Origin of the sequence: Pseudonocardia terrae (assembly GCF_021343995.1) — a bacterium.
Classification (GTDB): domain Bacteria; phylum Actinomycetota; class Actinomycetes; order Mycobacteriales; family Pseudonocardiaceae; genus Pseudonocardia; species Pseudonocardia terrae.
Genome location: NZ_JAJTTE010000047.1, coordinates 1 through 16237, shown reverse-complemented (window position 1 = coordinate 16237; position 16237 = coordinate 1). Strand labels below are relative to the sequence as shown.

General features: G+C 73.4%; 9 protein-coding genes and 3 tRNA genes. 9 read left to right on the top strand and 3 right to left on the bottom strand.

The genetic code is table 11. The features are described 5' to 3' along the window. Positions 1 to 11 precede the first annotated feature (11 nt). The 3 genes from serA (at position 12) to LWC33_RS26105 (ending at position 6309) form a co-directional block, all read left to right on the top strand. Positions 12 to 1619, top strand: coding sequence for a phosphoglycerate dehydrogenase (gene serA, locus LWC33_RS26115; RefSeq protein ID WP_308191008.1), 1608 nt, complete (start codon positions 12 to 14; stop codon positions 1617 to 1619). 246 nt (positions 1620 to 1865) lie between these two features. Then, the gene (locus tag LWC33_RS26110; RefSeq protein WP_233307324.1) at positions 1866 to 5021 is read left to right on the top strand and encodes a S8 family peptidase; all 3156 of its coding nucleotides are present in this window, start codon (positions 1866 to 1868) and stop codon (positions 5019 to 5021) included. Positions 5022 to 5256: 235 nt separating this feature from the next. After that, positions 5257 to 6309: a 3-isopropylmalate dehydrogenase gene (locus LWC33_RS26105; RefSeq protein WP_233307323.1), complete on the top strand. Its 1053-nt coding sequence runs from the start codon at positions 5257 to 5259 to the stop codon at positions 6307 to 6309. A 142-nt stretch (positions 6310 to 6451) separates the two neighbouring features. On the opposite strand, the gene LWC33_RS26100 is transcribed toward LWC33_RS26105, so the two are convergent. Together LWC33_RS26100 and LWC33_RS26095 are read right to left on the bottom strand one after the other, a co-directional pair. Further along, positions 6452 to 8767: a helicase-associated domain-containing protein gene (locus LWC33_RS26100; protein ID WP_233307322.1), complete on the bottom strand. Its 2316-nt coding sequence runs from the start codon at positions 8765 to 8767 to the stop codon at positions 6452 to 6454. A gap of 73 nt (positions 8768 to 8840) precedes the next feature. Continuing rightward, positions 8841 to 9155 (bottom strand): EthD family reductase, encoded by a 315-nt coding sequence (locus LWC33_RS26095; protein ID WP_233307321.1) that lies wholly within the window; start codon positions 9153 to 9155, stop codon positions 8841 to 8843. A gap of 280 nt (positions 9156 to 9435) precedes the next feature. On the opposite strand from LWC33_RS26095, the gene cimA reads away from it, so the two are divergent. Beyond that, positions 9436 to 11055, top strand: coding sequence for a citramalate synthase (gene cimA / locus LWC33_RS26090; RefSeq protein WP_233307320.1), 1620 nt, complete (start codon positions 9436 to 9438; stop codon positions 11053 to 11055). A 1064-nt stretch (positions 11056 to 12119) separates the two neighbouring features. Here cimA and LWC33_RS26085 read toward each other — a convergent pair. Beyond that, positions 12120 to 13397 (bottom strand): FAD-dependent oxidoreductase, encoded by a 1278-nt coding sequence (locus LWC33_RS26085; protein WP_233307319.1) that lies wholly within the window; start codon positions 13395 to 13397, stop codon positions 12120 to 12122. Positions 13398 to 13452: 55 nt separating this feature from the next. Between LWC33_RS26085 and gltX the strand changes: the two genes are divergently transcribed. From gltX to LWC33_RS26060, 5 genes are all read left to right on the top strand, one after another. Continuing rightward, entirely contained in the window at positions 13453 to 14925 is a 1473-nt protein-coding gene (gltX, locus tag LWC33_RS26080; protein WP_233307318.1) for a glutamate--tRNA ligase, read from the top strand. A 66-nt stretch (positions 14926 to 14991) separates the two neighbouring features. Beyond that, positions 14992 to 15063: transfer RNA gene (locus LWC33_RS26075), tRNA-Gln, on the top strand. Positions 15064 to 15085: 22 nt separating this feature from the next. Next, positions 15086 to 15158, top strand: a tRNA-Glu gene (locus LWC33_RS26070). Between the two features lie 74 nt (positions 15159 to 15232). After that, positions 15233 to 15305 (top strand) — tRNA-Glu (locus LWC33_RS26065). Between the two features lie 715 nt (positions 15306 to 16020). Further along, the gene (locus LWC33_RS26060) at positions 16021 to 16233 is read left to right on the top strand and encodes a hypothetical protein (RefSeq protein ID WP_233307317.1); all 213 of its coding nucleotides are present in this window, start codon (positions 16021 to 16023) and stop codon (positions 16231 to 16233) included. Positions 16234 to 16237: the final 4 nt, after the last annotated feature.

Below are 16237 nucleotides of genomic sequence, written 5' to 3'. Positions count from 1 at the left end.
ATCGCGTCGCCGTGAGTACCGCAGCCGCCACCCGTCCCGTCGTCCTGCTCGCGGAGAAGCTCGCGCCCTCCGCGGTCGAGATGCTGGGATCGGACGTCGAGATCCGCCATGTCGACGGCACGGACCGCCCCGCGCTCCTCGCGGCCATCGCCGACGCCGACGCCCTGCTCGTCCGCTCCGCCACCAAGGTGGACGCGGAGGCGCTGGCCGCGTCGACCCGGCTGAAGGTGGTCGCGCGCGCCGGGGTCGGCCTGGACAACGTCGACGTGCCCGCCGCCACCGCCCGCGGCGTGATGGTCGTGAACGCGCCGACCTCGAACATCGTCTCCGCCGCCGAGCACGCCATCGCACTGCTGCTCGCCACCGCGCGACACATCCCGCCGGCCGACTCGAGCCTGCGCCAGGGCCAGTGGAAGCGCAGCCAGTTCGGCGGCGTCGAGCTGCAGGGCAAGACGGTCGGCGTGGTCGGCCTCGGCAAGATCGGTCAGCTCGTGGCGCAGCGCCTCGCGGCGTTCGATGTCCGGCTGGTCGCCTACGACCCCTATGTCGCCCCGGCGCGCGCCGCCCAGCTGGGCATCGAGCTGCTCTCGCTCGACGACGTGCTGCGGGTGTCGGACTTCATCACCATCCACCTGCCGAAGACCCCGGAGACCCTGGGCCTGATCGGCAAGGACCAGCTCGCGCTGACCAAGCCGGGCGTGATCATCGTCAACGCCGCACGCGGCGGTCTGATCGACGAGGACGCGCTGGCCGAGGCGGTCCGTTCCGGGCAGGTCGGCGGCGCGGGGATCGACGTCTACGTCACCGAGCCCACCACCTCCAGCCCACTGTTCGAGCTGGACAACGTCACCGTCACCCCGCACCTCGGGGCGTCGACGGCCGAGGCACAGGACCGCGCGGGCACCGACGTCGCCAAGTCGGTGCAGCTCGCCCTGGCCGGCGAGTTCGTGCCCGACGCCGTCAACGTGCAGGTCGGTGGCGCGGTCGGCGAGGAGGTCCGGCCCTGGCTGCCGCTGGTGCAGAAGCTGGGCACGGTGCTCTACGCCGTCGCCGGTCGGGTGCCCACCTCGGTCACGGTCGACGTCGCCGGCGAGCTCGCCTCCGAGGACGTCTCGGTGCTGTCGCTGGCCGCGCTGCGCGGCGTCTTCACCCACGTCGTCGAGGACCAGGTCACCTTCGTCAACGTTCCGGCGCTGGCCGCCGAGCGGGGCGTCGCGGTCGAGCTGACCACGGCACCGGAGAGCGAGAACTTCCGCTCGGTCGTGCAGCTGCGGGCCGCGATGCCCGACGGCGAGGCCATCACCGTCTCCGGCACGCTCACCGGCCGCGCCCAGGTCGAGAAGCTGGTCGAGGTCAACGGCCGGCACTTCGACCTGCGCGCCGAGGGCGAGGTCCTGCTCCTCGAGTACGCCGACCGCCCGGGCGTGATGGGCCGCGTCGGCTCGCTGCTGGGCGAGGCCGCCGTCAACATCGAGGCCGCGCAGATCAGCCAGACCACGGACGGGGCGGACGCGATCATGCTGCTCCGCGTCGACCGCCAGATCGACCCGGGCGTGCTCGAGCCGATCGGTGCCTCGGTCGGCGCCCGCACCACGCGCCTGATCAGCTTCGACGACTGATCCCGATCCTCGCCGGACGGCGCCGTTGCTCACCGTGAGCCGCGGCGCCGTTCGTCTGTGCGGGCCCGCCCGTCAAGTCGGCCGTCGATGATCACACCCGCCCGTGTACGAACCGCTCACCCGATGCGGTGCGGGCAGCGCGGAAGCCCGGTCACCCAGCGTCGGTCGATCTAGGTTCTGCTCCGCCGCGCCGCGTCCGCCGGTCGGCGGAAGGGGTGGTCGGTGCAGGGCGCGCGGTGGCGGAGGGTGACCTGTCTCGGCGTCGCGGGGCTGACGGCCTCGCTGCTCCTGCTCACCGCCGGCCCGGCCGGTGCCGAGGAAAGGGCGCAGGAGAACACGTCGACGCTGCAGAACGTCTTCGTCGAGTTCGACGACACCTCCGCCGTCGCCGACTACACCTCGGCCCTGCCGCAGGGTCCCGACGTCGCCGCGCGGGCCGCCGCGAAGACCCGGGCCCGGATCGACTCGAAGATCGCCGACATCCTGGGCGGGCTGGGCGGCGCCGAGGGGGAGCGCGAGCTCTACCGCACGACCAACGCGGTCCCGGGGGTCGCGATCCGCGCCGACGCCGCCACCGCCACCCGGCTCGCGAGCCGACCGGGCGTGCGCTCCGTCCGCCGCATCACCGACGCCCGGCCCAGCAACGCCTCCGCCGACCAGCTCGGCCGCACCCTGCAGACCTGGCAGGACACCGGCCGGCTCGGCCACGGCGTCCGGATCGGCATCATCGACACGGGCATCGACTACACCCACGCGGACTTCGGCGGCACCGGCACCGTCGCGGCCTACGGCGCGGCCCGGGCCGGGCACGGCACCTTCCCGACGGCCAAGGTGGTCGGCGGCGTCGACCTCGCGGGCGACGACTACGACTCCGCGGCCACCGACCCCGCGAAGACCGTCCCGAAGCCGGACGACGACCCGCTCGACTGCGAGGGCCACGGCACCCACGTCGCCGGCACCGCGGCGGGCTTCGGCGTGAACGCGGACGGCACGACCTTCCGCGGCGACTACGCCGGCCTGACCCCCGAGGCGCTGAACGCGATGCGGATCGGCCCGGGCGCCGCGCCGCAGGCCGAGCTGTACGCGATCCGCGTGTTCGGCTGCTCCGGCGCCACCGCGCTCACCCCGCTCGCCCTCGACCGGGCCCTCGACCCGAACGGCGACGGCGACTTCTCCGACCGTCTCGACGTCGTCAACCTCTCGCTCGGCTCGGACTTCGCCCCGGCCGACGACCCGGTCAACGACTTCGTGCAGGAGCTGATCGACCACGGCGTGACGGTGGTCGCCGCCGCGGGCAACGGCGGTGACATCACCGACGCCGCCGGCGCCCCGGCCACCGCGCCCGGCGCCATCGCCGTGGCGAACGTCCGGGACGCCGGCGTGCTGCTCGACGGGGCGGACGTCGTCGCGCCCGAGCCGCGCCGGGTCACCGGGCAGTACAGCGTCGACTTCCACGGGACGCCCGACGCGACCGGCGACGTCGTCGCGCTGCCCGCGGACGACGCGCAGGGCTGTACGCCCTTCTCCGGCGTCGCCGGGAAGATCGTCTGGCTCGAGTGGCCGGAGGGCGACGGCGCCCGGACCTGCGGCTCCGCGGTCCGCGCGGACAACGCGAAGGCGGCGGGCGCGACCGGGGTGCTGCTGACCTCGTCGGCGCCGGAGCCGGGCGGCGTGGGCATCGCGGGCAACGCCACCGTCCCGATGTTCCAGCTCGACGGGGCCTCGACGGCGGCGCTGCGCCCGGTCCTGCAGGCCGGCACGCTACGGGTCCACCTCGACGGGACGCTCGCGCAGAGCGCCTCCGTGCAGGTCCCGGGCATCGCCGACACGATCAGCGAGAGCTCGGCCCGCGGCGGGCGCGGCCCCGGTGTGAAGCCGGACGTCGCAGCGCCGGGCGAGTCGATCGTCTCCGCGGCCGTGGGCACCGGGGCCGGGCGGTCGAGCAAGACCGGCACCTCCATGGCCAGCCCGTTCGTCGCCGGCGTCGCGGCGCTGGTGCGGGAGGCGCATCCGGAGTGGTCGCCAGCCGAGGTGAAGACCGCGATCGTCACCACGGCCGCCGACGTCCACGGCACGGCCGGGGGCCTGATGGCGCCGATGCGGGTGGGATCGGGCCGGGTCGACGCCCGCGCCGCCGTGGACCCGCCCGTGCTGGCCGCCGACGCGGGGGAGCCCGGTGCCGTCGGCGTCGCCTTCGGTGTCGTCGAGGTCCCGGCCGGCCGAACCGCCACGCTGACGAGAACGCTGCACGTCAGCGGGGCCGCGAGCCTGCGGTACGAGCCGCTCACCACCATGCCCGGCGTGACGATCTCGGTCGAACCCGCGCAGGTCACGGGCCCCGCCGACGTCACGGTGCGGCTCACTGCGCAGGCCGAGGCCCTGCGCAAGACCTTGGACCCGACCATGGCCGCGACCCAGGGCGGCCGGGCCCGCCAGTTCGTCGCCGACGCGTCGGGCCGGATCGTCCTCACCGCGGGCGGGCGTGAGGTGCGGGTCCCGGTGACCTCCGCGCCCAAACCCGTCGCGGACCAGACCGCCACCGTCGACGGCGACGCGCTCGTGCTGGCCGGCACCGCCGTGGACCAGGGGAGCGGCGCGCAGGCCTACCGCTCCCGGGCCGGGGTGTTCCGGCTGCTCGCGACCAGCCCGGAGCTGCCGCGCTGCCGGGCGGGCCTGTCGACCGGCTGTGTCGCCAACGACACGGGCCAGGGCGGCGACGTCCGGTGGGTCGGCGCGGCGCGGTCGGGCGACACGATCGGGATCGCCGTGTCGATGTGGGGCACCCTGCCCGACGTCGGCGCGACCACGGTCCCGACCGTCGGGTTCGACGTCGACGGCGACGGCTCCGTCGACCGTGCCGTCGGGCTGGTGAAGGAACCGGGCACCGATGTGCTGGTCGCCCGGGTCCTGGACCTGCGGCGGCAGACCCCGGACGGGCCCGCGGAGGTCGACTCCCAGCCGGTCAACGGGTTCGAGGGCGACACCGACACCAACGTCTTCGACACCGACACGTGGGTCCTGCCCGTGCGGCTGTCCGCGCTCGGCGTCGACCCCGCGGCCCGTTCCGCGCCGCTGCGTATGCAGGTCGTGGTCGAGGGCGACTACGGGCCCACCGACGTGACGAACCCGGGCGCCGAACCCACCGCGCCCGTCGACGTCGTCGACGTCCCGCAGGCATGGGATCCGCTGGCCGAGCCGCCGTCCGCGGAGCCGCTGCTGCGCCCCGCCGACGCCGGCACCCGCCTTCCCGCGCCGGCCGGCCCGCTGCTCGTCGTCCTGCCGCAGAACGCCACGGGGGCCCACGCGGCCGCGCTCGACGGACCCGCGCCGGTCGGGGCCGCCGCCCCCTCCGGCCGGGTCGTCACGGCCCCGCTCGCACCCGCGGCTGCTCCGACCGGGTGACGGGTGGCGCACCGCAGGGGACCCGCCGTCGGTCGCGGCGAGCCGGAGGCGCACAATCTGACCCGCTCGGGGGTGTGTCGGGCCGGATCGGGGTGCCGGCTGGCACGACTTCACCGTCCCGGGTGACCCCGACGGAGTGGACGGTGGCCGGTCCCCGCCGCTCCAGCGGGTAGCGTTCGATAGCCGCCCGATCGCACGTCGTGGTGGGGCGTATCGAGAGAGGACATTTCGCAGCATGCGCCTTGCGGTCATTCCCGGCGACGGCATCGGGCCGGAGGTCATCGACGAGGCCCTGAAGGTCTTGACCGAGGTCACCCCGGACGTCCAGACGACCACCTACGACCTCGGCGCGGCCCGGTGGCACTCCACCGGCGAGCTGCTGCCCGAGTCGGTCCTCACCGAGCTGCAGCAGCACGACGCGATCCTGCTCGGCGCGGTCGGCGACCCGTCCGTGCCGAGCGGCATCCTCGAGCGCGGGCTGCTGCTGCGCCTGCGCTTCGAGCTCGACCACCACGTCAACCTGCGCCCGGCGCGGCTCTACCCCGGGGTCCGCGGCCCGCTCGCCGGCAACCCCGAGATCGACATGGTCGTGGTGCGCGAGGGCACCGAGGGCCCGTACGTCGGCACCGGCGGCCTGCTGCGCAAGGACACCCCGCACGAGGTCGCGACCGAGGTCAGCACCAACACCGCGTTCGGCATCGAGCGCGTGGTGCGGGACGCGTTCGCCCGCGCCGAGCGCCGCCCGCGCAAGCACCTGACGCTGGTGCACAAGACCAACGTGCTCACCTTCGCCGGCGCGCTGTGGTCGCGGATCGTCGAGGAGGTGTCGCTGGAGCACCCGGACGTCTCGGTCGCCTACCAGCACGTCGACGCCACCACGATCCACCTGGTCACCGACCCGAGCCGGTTCGACGTGATCGTCACCGACAACCTGTTCGGCGACATCCTCACCGACCTCGCGGCCGCCGTGACCGGCGGCATCGGCCTCGCCGCCAGCGGCAACCTCGACGCCAGCGGTCGCAACCCGAGCATGTTCGAGCCGGTGCACGGCTCGGCGCCGGACATCGCCGGCCAGGGCATCGCCGACCCGACGGCCGCGGTCCTGTCGGTCGCGCTGCTGCTCGACCACGTCGGCCAGCAGGACGCCGCCCGCCGCGTCGAGGCCGCCGTCGCGTTCGACCTCGCGACCCGCGACCACAGCGCGACCGGGCACACCCAGGCGATCGGCGACCGGCTCGCCGCGCTGGTGTCCAGCCGCACCGCGGAGCCGGCCTCGAGCGAGGCCTGAGCCCCTTCCCGACGACGGCGGCCCGGCACCCCGAGTGGGGTGCCGGGCCGTCGGCGTCTGGGGGAGCAGCCTGGGCTGCTGCGAAGCGAACCGGCGGATTGCCCCCGTTGGAGGGGGCCTCGGCTTCGCGGCCGATGGGTTCTCAGTCCGACGGCGAGACGGCCTCGATGCCGCTGACGGTGAAGTCGCGCTCGGCCCGGCGCAGGAGGCAGAAGGACCGGAGCCACGGGCCGTACACCTCCAGCGGCACGATGCCGCGGACGGTCCGGTTGCCGGCGGCGTTCCGGTAGGTGACGAGCACCTGCCGGCGGTGTTCGAGACCGTCGGACAGGAGGGCGAGCTCGGCGGTGTCGAGGTGCGGGCCGAGCCGCTCGAGCTCGCCGTAGGCCGCCGGGCGTTCCTCGGCGGCCTCGCCGTGGAGCAGCCGGCGGGCCAGCTCGTCGGCGTCGGCCCGCCGCTCCGGACCGGCCCCGTTCATGGCGAGATCGACCTCCTGCGGAGCCTCGCGGGTTGCCGGCCCGGGCGGGCGGCCGCCGGCCGGATCCGGGTCGACGGCGGAAAGTTCGACGACGCCGTCGGCGCCGGCCGGCATCGGGGCGAAGCCCGCCTTCCGCAGCACCGCGAGGACGGTCTCCCGCGGCGCGGTACAGGCCAGGACCGTCGGGGCGAGGGCCCGCAGTCCCAGCTTTCGCAGGCTCCGGGTGTGCAGGATCTCCCGCAGCTCGGCCTCCGCACCCGTCAGGCAGGTCAGGCCACCCGTCACCAGCACGGACCCGTGGGTCCGGGCGACGTCGGAGAGCAGGTAGTCCAACGGCTGGGGCAGCGCCCGGCCGGACGCCGCCTCGAGCTCGCGTCGCAGGGCGTCCGCCGTCCAGCCCGCATCCATCGCGGCGCGGACGGAGGCCGCGGAGAAGCGCCAGGTGGTGGCCGCGCCCGCGGTCTCGGCCGTGGCGGCGGCGCCGAGCACCCGGACCGCCCCCGCCGGTGGCTGGCCGGAGGTGATCGCGGAGAGGTCGGACTGCAGGACGAGCGCTCCGCTGGGCGCCGGCAGCAGATCGGCCGCCTGGTCCACGATCCCGTCGGGGGCGACGACGAGGGCCTCCCCGAGGCCCGTCAGCCGGTCGCCGTGCACCACGCCGAGCAGCTCCGCCTCCCGCAGCGTGGCCGCGAGCACCTCGGCGAGCGGGTCCGCGTCGTCGTCCGGTTCGAACGGGTCGGGTCCGAGCCCGTGCAGGGGGCAGAACCAGCCGATCGCGGCCGCGGCGGCGGCGAGGGAACGCCCGCCCGCCGCCGCGGACAGCAGCGCGCGGCGGACCGCCCCGCCCCGGCTCACCACCGGGACCGGTGGCGCGATCTCGTCCGGACCGGTGCCGCGCACGGTCGGGGTGTGCTCCGCACGCCACCAGCAGCGGGTGAGCTCCGCCCACCGGCGGCCGGCCGCCTTCTCGCGCCATCGCGGATAGCCGGTGGAGGTGCCGTACCCGCTCCCGCGCGGGGAGAGCAGCCCGGCTGCAGAGGCGAGGTCGATCCACAGCGACGGCTCGGGGACTCCCAGCTTCTGCAGCCGCGTCCGCTCGCGGGCCCCGACCCCACCCTTCTTCAGCCCGGCGAGCGGGGCGCGTTCGGCGTGGTCGAGCAGGGTGGTCACCGCGAGGAGGGCGGCCTCGGCGGCGGTGCGGCCGTCGTCCGCGGGGATCGAGGCGGGCGGGAGGTCGGGTCTGCCCTGCAGGACCGGCAGGCCGACGAACCGCAGCTCGACGGCGACCTCCCGCGGGATCTCGAGGCCGGCGCCCGGTCCGGGGAGCGCGAGCCCGCTGTCCAGCGCGGCCTCGACGCGAGCACTGCGGCCGAACGAGAAGAAGCCGGTGACCGGGCCGCCGCCGTCGAGCAGGTCGAGGAGGAAGGAGTGCACCTCGTCGGGGAGGGCGGCGACCCGGTCGGCGACCGCGGCGGGGTCGGCCAGCCGCTGCTCGAGGAACCCGACCTTGTCGACCTTGCGCATCGAGCCCGGATCCCCGCCGAGCGCGCGGACGGCACGGTTCAGCTCGTCGGAGCGCACGTGCCGGGCGACCGCGAAGAGCGGACGGAAGGCGGCCGGGTCGGCGCCGAGCTCGGCCGCCAGCCGGGGCGGCAGCCCGACCCGTCCGTCGACCTGCCAGGCGAGGCCCAGCTCCAGCAGCTCGCCCAGGACGACGGCCACCTGCTCGTCGGCGCCGTGCAGGCGCGCCGCGACCTCCGCCTCGGTGGGCTCGCCGAGCCCCCCGATCACCTGGGCGACGAGCAGTTGGTCGCGGGTCAACCGCAGCTGGGCCGACACCAGCGAGGCCACGCCGTTCAGCCGGTCGCTCAGTTCCTCCAGCGTCCGCGGTGCGGGCTCGAGGAGGGTGTCCGGGCGGCGGCGCAGCAGGGCGGCGAGCCGCACCTCGTCGAGGTCACCGAGGTACCGAGCGTGTGACATGTCCCCGATCGCACCACAGCCGCGGTCCGGCGGAGGTGCGGGGCCGGAAGGTCCGCCCGGCCCCGCCGCAGGGTCAGACGACCCGGTTCTCCTCGCCGACGAGCATGGTCGCGCCGGCCTGGGCGAAGTTGGCGAGGTCGTCCTGTGCCGCCTTGCCCTGGGGGCCGCCCATGGCTCCCTGCATCGCCTCGGCCGACGGCCAGGTCAGGGTCGCGATGAGGTGGTACTGCGGGGCCGAGCCGTCGGGGCCGGGGCCCGGGCGGACGATCGTGAACGACTGGAGGTCCGGGAGCTTCGTCGCGAGGGGCGCGTGCACCTCGTCGTAGTGCTTGTCGAACGCGGCCGGGTCCGCGGGCGGGTTGTACAGGACGGTCAGGGAGATCGACACGAACGGTCCTCCGGGGGGTACGGGTCGCGAACACCGGCGTCCGCGACGTCGCCCCATCATCGAAGGCGAGTGCATCAGAACAACAGGGTCTCCCACGATGTGGGACGGCCGTGTGACATCGCGGGATCCGCGGGGCAGACTGCCCGCGTGCGCCTTTCCAGCGTGATCATTATCTGCTAGCGCGTCGGCAGCTCATCGGAGCCGACGCGCAGACCTCTCGCATCCGCGGGGGGTCTTTTTTGTTGCCCGATCCCGCCCCATCACCCCACGGAGAACCCGGATGTCCCGCACCACGCCCGCCGGCACGCCCCTCGGCGACGCCTTCCACGTCTACGACACCACGCTGCGGGACGGGGCCCAGCGCGAGGGCATCTCGTACTCCGTCGCCGACAAGCTCGCCGTGGCCCGGCACCTCGACGCGCTCGGCGTCGGGTTCGTCGAGGGCGGCTGGCCCGGGGCGCTGCCCAAGGACACCGAGTTCTTCGCCCGCGCCGCGGCCGGGGAGCTGCAGCTGCGGCACGCCGTGCTGGTCGCCTTCGGCTCGACGCGCAAGGCCGGTGTCCGCGCGGAGGACGACGAGCAGGTCCGCGCTCTGCTCGACTCCGAGGCGCCCGTCGTCACGCTGGTGGCGAAGTCGGACCGCCGGCACGTCGAGCGGGCGCTGCGCACGGACGTCGCCGAGAACTGCGCGATGGTCGCCGACACCGTGTCCTTCCTGCGCCGGGAGGGCCGGCGGGTGTTCGTCGACGCCGAGCACTTCTTCGACGGCTACCGGTTCGACCCGGACACCTCGCTGCGCGTGCTCGACGCGGCCATGACGGCCGGCGCCGACGTCGCCGTCCTGTGCGACACCAACGGCGGGATGCTGCCGCTCGGGCTCGCCGAGGTGGTGCGCGAGGTCGCCGACCGCACCGGCTTCCGGCTCGGCATCCACTGCCAGGACGACACCGGTTGCGCCGTCGCCAACTCCGTCGCCGCCGTGCAGGCCGGGGCCACGCACGTGCAGTGCACGGCCAACGGGTACGGCGAGCGGACCGGCAACGCCGACCTGTTCGCCGTCGTCGGGAACCTCGCGACGAAGCTGGACCTGCCCGTGCTGCCCTCGCTGTCCGAGCTCACCCGCGTCTCGCACGCCCTGGCGGAGATCGCCAACCTCGCCCCGGACACGCACCAGCCCTACGTCGGGACCTCGGCGTTCGCGCACAAGGCGGGGCTGCACGCGAGCGCGATCAAGGTCGACCCGGAGCTGTACAACCACATGGACCCGGCCGAGGTCGGCAACACCCAGCGGGTCCTGGTCACCGAGATGGCCGGGCGCGCGTCGGTCGAGCTCAAGGGGGCCGAGCTGGGCCTGGACATGGCCGGCAGCCCGGAGGCCGTGTCGGTGGTCGTCGGCACGGTCAAGGAGCGCGAGGCGCAGGGCTGGTCCTTCGAGGCCGCCGACGCCTCGCTGGAGCTGCTGATGCGCGGGGCGCTGGGCGAGGAGTCGCCCGTGCCGTTCGCGCTCGAGTCCTACCGCGTGATCATCGAGAAGCGGGCCGGGGCCGACGCCGTCGCCGAGGCCACGGTGAAGCTGCTGGTCGACGGCGAGCGGCGGATCGCGACGCGGGAGGGCAACGGCCCGGTCAATGCCCTCGACGCCGCCCTGCGGGCCGCCCTGGAGCCTTCCTGTCCGTGGCTCGCCGACGTCGAGCTGTCGGACTACAAGGTCCGCATCCTGACGCCCGGCGGCTCGGCGGGTACGCACGCCGTCACGCGGGTGCTGGTGGAGACCAGTGACCACCGCGGGGAGTGGACGACGGTCGGGGTGCACTCCAACGTCGTCGAGGCCAGTTGGCTGGCGCTGGTCGACGCCCTCGCCTTCGCCGCCCTCCGCACCCGCACCCCCGCGGCGGTCTGAGATCCCGGCGGTTCGAGACATGGGCGCGGCTCTGAGGTCTTGGCGGGGTCATGATCGCCGATCGTGGATGTGAAGGGTCGGGATTCGACCCTCTCGGTCCCTATGTGGTGATCTTGACCCGCCGGCGAGGCTCCCCGGCGGGCGAGGAGGCTCCCAGCGGGCCTGACCTTTCGGCGCGGGCCGTGATCACCGGTCGTGGACGGTGAGGCTCGGAATTCGACTCTCGCCCCCCACGGTCAGTGATCTTGAGATGGGAAGGGCGGCTGGCCGTCACGCCCACGATCGCATGATCGCCCGTCGTGGACGTCGAGGGTCGAATTTCGACCGTCTCAGTCCGGGGGTGGTGATCTTGGCGGCCGACGGGGCTTCCCGGGGGGCAGGGATCCGCTCCGCTGCATGATCACCGGTCGTGGACGTCGAAGGTTGAGTTTCGACCGTCTCCGTCCACGGAGAGCGATCTTGGCTGTCGGTGAGGCCCCCCGGGGGACGAGGGGTCGCTTCCCGGCATGATCACCGGTCGTGGACGTCGAAGGTTGAGTTTCGACCGTCTCCGTCTACGGAGAGCGATCTTGGCTGTCGGTGAGGTCCCCGGGGACGAGGGGTCGCTTCCCGGCATGATCATCGGTCGTGGACGTGGAAGGTTGAGTTTCGACCGTCTCCGTCCACGGAGAGCGATCTTGGCTGTCGGTGAGGCCCCCCCGGGGGACGAGGGGTCGCTTCCCGGCATGATCATCGGTCTTGGACGTGGAAGGTTGAGTTTCGACCGTCTCCGTCCACGGAGAGCGATCTCGGCTGACGGTGAGGCTCATGGGGAGCGGCGAGGTCCTCGCTCCCCGGCATGATCACCGGTCGTAGACGTGGAGGGTCGGAATTCGACCCTCTCGGTCCCTATCTGGTGATCTCGGCCTGTCGGCGAGGCTCCGAGCGGCGAAGGATCCGCTCCGCCCATGATCACTGCTCGTGGACGTCGAATGTCGGAACTCGACCTTCCTCGTCCAGGATCGTTGATCATCGACGGTGGACCCGGGGCTAGGTTCCCCCCGGGTCCGGGAGACCTCCGCCCCTCACACCCCCGCGGGCTCACTCACCGGGGCCTGCGGCCGCCGGGCCCAAGACGGGGCGTGCTCGGGGAGCAGGCCCAGCCCGAACAGCCGCGCGGGCACGATCTGCAGCCCGGGGTGCCGCTGGACGAACCGGACCAGCGGCGGGAGCTCGGTCGCCGGCGCCACCGGGGCGTCGGGGTCGACGTCGAGCGCCGCGCCCAGGATCACCCGGTGCAGCCCACGCTGGACGCCCTGGATCACCGCCGCCGGCAACCACCGCCGCGCCTGTACCCCGGCGAGTCGCACGGGGGAGACCGGGCCCGAGCGCAGGGCCGGCCCGACGATCCGGGCCGCGGCGACGGCGTCGGCCACCGCGAGGTTGATGCCGACCCCGCCGACGGGGGACATGGCGTGCGCGGCGTCGCCGATCAGCAGCAGTCCCGGCCTGGACCAGCGGCGGAGCCGGTCGAGCCGGACGTCGAGCAGCGAGACGTCGTCCCAGCTCGGCAGCGCGCCGACCCGGTCGGTTGTCCACGGGATCAGCCGCGACATCCGGGTGCGCAGGGTCTCGATGCCCTTCGCGCGCAGCTCCGCGTCGCCGCCCTTGCGGATCAGGTAGCCGCACTGCCAGTAGTCGCCGCGGTCGATCATGACGGCGAAGTGCCCGCGGGTGAACCGCCCGACGCCCCCGGCGGGGTCGCCCTCGAGGCGGGGCAGGCGGAACCACTCGACGTCGAGCGGCACGCCGAATGCCCGGCTGCGCAGCCCCGACGCCTCGCGCACGGTCGAGCCGCGCCCGTCGCAGCCGATGGTGACCGTGGCCTGCAGGGTGTGCTCCTCGCCGGTGACCCGGTCCCGCCAGCGGACGCCGGTGACCCGGTCTGCGTCGGTGAGCAGGCCGGTGACCTCGGCGTTGCGCACCAGAGTGAAGGTCGGCTCCTCCTCGGCGGCCGCCGCCAGCAGGTCCAGGAAGTCCCACTGCGGCGCGAGCGCGACGTAGGGCCGCGGGTGGTGGAGCAGCGAGAAGTTGCCGATCGGCACGGTGCCGCCGTCGAGCATCGCCGTGATGCTGTCGACCCGGCGGTGCGGCATCGCGTCGAACCGCGCGCCGAGGCCCAGCTCGTCGAGCAGCTCCAGGGTCGAGGGATGAACGGTGTCGCCGCGGAAGTCCCGCAGGAAGTCCGCGTGCTTCTCCAGCACGGTGACCTCGACGCCCGCCCGGGCCAGCAGCAGCCCGAGGACCATCCCTGCGGGACCGCCACCGACGACGCAGGCGGTGGTGCGGTCGTTATTCATCATGTGTTGAAATGTACGCCGGAACGGGTCGGGGCGCCAGGGCTACCCTGGCCCCACCATGAGTACAGTTCGCGTCCGCTTCTGCCCGTCGCCCACCGGCACCCCGCACGTGGGACTCATCCGCACCGCCCTGTTCAACTGGGCGCACGCCCGTCACCAGCAGGGCGACTTCGTCTTCCGGATCGAGGACACGGACGCGCAGCGGGACAGCGTCGAGTCGTACGAGGCGATCCTCGACGCGCTGCGCTGGCTCGGCCTCGACTGGGACGAGGGCCCCGAGAAGGGCGGCCCGCACGGCCCCTACCGGCAGAGCGAGCGGCGCGACCTCTACCGCGACGCCCTCGGCCGGCTCGTGCAGGCCGGCGAGGTCTACGAGTCCTACTCCAGTGCCGAGGAGATCGAGGCGCGGCACCGCGCGGCGGGCCGGGACCCCAAGCTCGGTTACGACAACGCCGACCGCGACCTCACCGAGGAGCAGAAGCAGGCCTTCCGCGCCGAGGGCCGCAAGCCCGTCTACCGGCTGCGCATGCCGGACCGCGACATCACCTTCACGGACCTGATCCGCGGCGAGATCACGTTCAAGCAGGGCCAGGTCCCGGACTTCGTGCTCGCCCGCGGCGACGGCACCCCGCTCTACCCGCTCACCAACCCGCTCGACGACGCCCTCATGGACATCACGCACGTCCTGCGCGGCGAGGACCTCCTCTCGTCCACCCCGCGGCAGATCGCGCTGCTGGAGGCGCTGCAGCGGGTCGGGATCGGGAACGGGCCGTTCGTCTACGCGCACCTGCCGCTGGTGACCGGCGAGGGCAACCGCAAGCTGTCGAAGCGCGACCCCGAGTCGAACCTCTTCCACTACCGCGACCGCGGCTTCGTCCCCGAGGGCCTGCTCAACTACCTCGCCCTGCTCGGCTGGTCGATCGCCGACGACCGCGACGTCTTCTCCCTCGACGAGATGGTCGCCGCCTTCGACGTCTCCCGCGTGTCGTCCAACACGGCCCGCTTCGACCTCAAGAAGGCCGAGGCCATCAACGCCGCGCACCTGCGCGCGCTGGAGCCGGCCGACTTCGCCCGACGCCTGGTGCCGTACCTGGCGGCCGAGGGCGTCACCGTCTCCGCCGACGACCCGGTCCTCACCGCCGCCGCCCCGCTCGTCCAGGAGCGCAGCCAGGTGCTCTCCGACGCCGCGCGGATGCTCAAGTTCCTGTTCGTGGCCGAGGAGGACTTCGAGCTCGACGCCGACGCCGCGGCCAAGACCCTGGGGCCCGACGCCGACCAGGTCCTCACCGCGGCCATCAAGGGCCTCGAGCAGGTCGACGGGTGGACCACGGCCGCCATCGAGGAGTCGCTCAAGACCTCGCTGGTCGAGGGGCTGGGCCTCAAGCCCCGGAAGGCCTTCGGCCCGGTGCGCGTCGCGATCAGCGGGCGGACCGTGTCGCCGCCGCTGTACGAGTCCATGGAGCTGCTCGGACGCGACCGGTCCCTGCAGCGACTGGGGGGTGCCGTGCAGGGCTCGGAGGGCGTGGTCTAGAGTCTTCTCTGCAAGGGACGCGGACACCGGAACTGCTCCGGCAGCCCGCCGGTGCGCGTGTCTCCTTGGGGTATGGTGTAATTGGCAGCACGACTGATTCTGGTTCAGTTAGTCTAGGTTCGAGTCCTGGTACCCCAGCGGAAACACACGGTTTCCACGCGGCCCCGTCGTCTAGCGGCCTAGGACGCCGCCCTCTCAAGGCGGTAGCGCGGGTTCAAATCCCGTCGGGGCTACTCGAAGGTTCTCATCCCGGTTCGCCGGGGTGGGCATCTTCGCTGGTGGTACGTACATGCTGTGTGTTGTTCGAGGCCCCGTCGTCTAGCGGCCTAGGACGCCGCCCTCTCAAGGCGGTAGCGCGGGTTCAAATCCCGTCGGGGCTACTCGAAGATCCCCATCCCGTTCTCCGGGATGGGGATCTTTGCATTTCCGGCCCATTCTCCGATGAATGTCGTGGGTCGGCTCACAATCTGCGCGGCTCCCGCTGCTGTGTGACGGGGCCTCAATGCGGCTCGGCGGGACAACGGGTCGTCCGATGAGCAACAGCGCTGTTCAGGAGACGCGGAAGAACAGTGGTGCTCATCTCACGAGAGTGGGACGCGATGGGGTGTGCGGAGGTCGGCGAGAGGCCGTGGCGGCACCAGATGATGATGTGTAGCTGAGCGCCGGCCGCCCCTGGTCGAGATGATCCTCAGGGCTGGTGGACGCGCTCCCCATAGCCCTGAGGTTCATCTCGCCATCAGAGGACGGCTACTAGTGCGAGCCGTCTCGCTACCGCAAGATCGCGGCACGCCTCATCCGAAGCACCTCCGCGTACCCAGAGAGGGCCACTGCGTTAGCAATGGCTAGACGGGCGGAGCCGCTCCTGAAGGCAATGGCGTCGTCGGCTCCGGCGTCGTGGGCTTCGGCGTCGTGGGCTTCGGCGTCGTTGGCTCGGTAGTCGGCGGCGGGGTAGTCGGCTGTGTCGTGGGCGGCGGCGTGGTTGGCTGCGGCACCGGCGGAGGTGCCACAGGGGGCTGACTGGGAGCCGGCCCCTGTGGACGCGGGTTGGCCCGCCCGGCCTGCTCCGGTGCTGTCTCCTCACGCGTCGGGTCGATCGTGGCGGTGGGTGCGGGGGTGGCGGGGTCGGGCGTGGGGACCGGCGCGATGGCGCTGCTGTCGATCCGGTTGGTGGCGTTGCTCACCGAGCTGTTGTCCGGCCACAACGCCACCGTGGCGACCAGCGCCACCGCCGCGACCAGCCCGCCCGCCCCGATCATGAGGAAGGGAGAGCGGCCCTTGCTCGGCGGGGCGTCGTCGTACTCCGCGTAGGAGT